This window comes from Microcoleus sp. Pol1C5 (assembly GCF_036701115.1).
Taxonomy (GTDB): Bacteria; Cyanobacteriota; Cyanobacteriia; order Cyanobacteriales; family Microcoleaceae; genus Microcoleus.
On record NZ_JAUBQE010000137.1, the window covers coordinates 1 to 2,230 of the forward strand.

The 2,230-nt window shown below is 41.6% G+C and carries 1 protein-coding gene; it reads right to left on the minus strand.

The features are described 5' to 3' along the window. The coding region (locus QUA23_RS30805; protein WP_333110727.1) for a GAF domain-containing protein at positions 1-2,230 on the minus strand (2,230 nt) is incomplete at both ends.

Genomic DNA, 2,230 nt, shown 5'->3' on the forward strand with positions numbered 1-2,230 from the left:
GTAAAGTTGAGCATTCTCAATAGAAATAGCAATTTGGGCAGATAACAGTTTTAACAATTCTAGGCGATCGGTAGTAAAAGCCCCCTCAGTCAAATTATTTTCCAAATAAAGAAGGCCCGTCAGCTTACCTTGGTGCAGCAGAGGAGTACAAAGAATAGATTTCGGTTGAGTGGCTGCAATATAAGGATCGCGAGTAAATTGTCCTTCGAGAGCAGCATTATTTAACACCACATTTTCCTGAGTACGAATCACATAATTGGCGATCGCACTTGCCAGCAAAGGAGTGCCCCCAGAAGCTGCTGTGGGATTGAGAGGAAGCGATCGCAGCACACTAACTTCATCCTCCTTCACCGAACCTTCCGCCTCAATCGCCCAGTTTCCCGCTTTTTCTAAAATCAAAAAACCTTTTTGGGCCCCCGCATTTTCGATGGCAATTTTCATCAATCTTTCCAGCAACCTACTCAAAACAATTTCACCTGAAATCGCTTGGGAAGCTTTCATCACAGTAGTTAAATCTAACGTCTCCCCCAAATTATTGCTAGTAGTCGCCGTCGTAGTTCGATTAACTTTTGTTTGAGTAGTGGTCTTCCCTGATGTTCTCGCGATTAATTGAGGATATTTTTCCTCCAGACTCTCAACTTTACGTTTAGCACCCCAGTATTGGTAGCCATAGTGAGCTTTAGTCAAATAGATTTGGGCAAATTCTTCTTTATCCTTCGCCAACCAGAACTTAGCAGCAAGTTCCGCCGCCAGCGCTTCATTCTGAATAAAATCATCCTCTCTAGCCTCAGCTATCGCGCGATCGTACAAATCCATCGCCTCCAAATCTCGACCTGAAATCCTCGCCATTTCTGCCGCCACTAGCGAGAATTTATGTGCGAAACTTTCCCAGCAGTTATCCGCCCAAATTTTGATTTGTTTCTGATTAGCTTCTAATTGCTCCCAATAATCTTTTCGCTCCAATTCAGAAACGTCTGAATACAGAGCCGTTAAGATCAGACAACGGTAAAAATGATGGTGAGCACTAGAAATATGACCCATCAAATAATCTAGCAGTTCAGCAGCGCGATCCGATGCTTCTAGCGCCTCACTATACAGTCCGTAAAGATATAAATTCTGCGCTTTTAAAACATAAAACTCACACAGTGCCGCCATGCTTTTACGGCTGTGGAAATTTTCTAAATGCTGTTCTTCACTAACATCATCCTCTTCGCCCATCAAATTTAAAATTGCTGACTTATTAGCAAGAATTATATCAATTGCCCATAAATTTTTAGTTTGCTCGCAAAAATGGAGCGACTTGGCAATATCTTCCAAGAGGTTATTTAAATTCATACCTTGGAAGAAATAGGTAATAGTTTGAAACATCCGGTTATAACCCGTCCATTGCAAATTGCCCGATTGCAAGCCAACTTTATAACCTTCGTTATTAATTTCAGCCGTACTTTTGAGCGGTCTCACCCAGCAGTTTAAGTAATTGGCAAATATCACACTATCTTGGCAGTTTTGAGACAAGTTATTTGAATTTTCGCTGAGAGTCAGAGCGAGTCTGCCAAACTCATAAGCCGATTGGTAATCCCCTAAAATTGAATTTAGGATAATTCCATAACACGAATAGCAGTAAGACCCTCCCGCTACAAAACCGTACTTAAGAGAAAGGTTAATCGCTTTAATCACAGTCAACTTCCACAGCTCTTGAGATGAAAAGAACGTTAGCGGTCCCATATTGCCCAATAATTTCATTGCCATTTGTTGAGCCGGATCTTTCATCTTTTCGGCATTAATTAAGGAAGCAATTTCTTGGTTTGCCAAGTTGGCTTTAGCTGCCGCCATTTCCGCATTAACCGCCTCGCTTAAATTATCTTCAGCCAAGTCTATGCCCAGCAAGTGAAGGGCTTTTAATCCAGATTGAACTGCTGATTCATATTTACTTAACAGAGTGTACTGCACGATCAGAATGTTGTAAATCTCCGCTTGTTCTAGCTCAGATTTGGCCCGGGCAAATGCCAGTTTTATTAAAGCTTCTGATTCTTCAAAATTGCCGTTTAAATATTCTGCCTCTGCCAGCTCCTTATGAAAGGTAAAAGCTAGTTCGTAGGATTCTTGCCAAATATCGCCCGGTAAAATTTCTCGACCGATTTTTAAGTAGTCTCTGGCAGCAGCATAAGCCGTTGCATCTTTGGCTTTGCGAGCCGCAGTTAAATTTAAAATAGCTAGTTCAGTTTTCTCG